Genomic DNA, 532 nt, shown 5'->3' with positions numbered 1-532 from the left:
TTTTTGAAAACGCTTTAAAAGATAACAAAAAGCAATGGCGAAATTCAAAATTTCAACCATTGCTCTTTTACTATAGAAATTTAAATTTTCCAAAAATCTAAAGATTAATCTTTTTGTTGATCATCCTTTTTCTTCTTGGCAAACCCAAGTAATCCTAACGCAGCAGCTGCTAAACCTAGACCGGTTGTAGAAGTTGCTTTATCACCTGTTTGAGGTAAAGCTTGCTTAGCTTTGTTCTTCGTGAGGTCAATTGGTGCCTTAGAGTCATTTGTCTTTGTAACATTAAGGTCAACTAATGATTCAGACGTTGCTAAGCTATCACTTGTTGAAGTTGATTCACTTGCACCAGTTTGTTCAGTAGAAGAACTTGTTGAAGCAGTAGAATCTGGACTGATTGCATCAGTTATTTCCCCAAGGTCAGAATCTGTTTCGCCTAGTTACGTTTTAACGATTCACTCACACTTGTTGAGGCAGATTCACTTGCGCTTAATGATACAGACTCGCTTGTTGAAGTACTCATTGACGCTGAAGT

The 532-nt window shown here is 37.0% G+C and carries 2 protein-coding genes; one reads left to right on the top strand and one right to left on the bottom strand.

What is annotated here, in order from left to right:
- Window positions 1–104: 104 nt before the first annotated feature.
- Window positions 105–251, bottom strand: coding sequence for an LPXTG cell wall anchor domain-containing protein (locus JCM10991_RS16555; protein ID WP_225349981.1), 147 nt, complete (start codon window positions 249–251; stop codon window positions 105–107).
- Between JCM10991_RS16555 and JCM10991_RS15985 the strand changes: the two genes are divergently transcribed.
- A partial coding sequence (locus JCM10991_RS15985) for a hypothetical protein (protein WP_225349980.1) occupies window positions 241–532 on the top strand: 292 nt, incomplete at its 3' end. The two genes, JCM10991_RS16555 and JCM10991_RS15985, sit on opposite strands and share 11 nt — an antisense overlap.

The sequence above is a fragment of the Ligilactobacillus equi DSM 15833 = JCM 10991 genome (assembly GCF_000615765.1).
In the GTDB taxonomy this organism is placed as follows: Bacteria; Bacillota; Bacilli; order Lactobacillales; family Lactobacillaceae; genus Ligilactobacillus; species Ligilactobacillus equi.
This window is presented reverse-complemented; position numbering and strand designations above follow the sequence as displayed.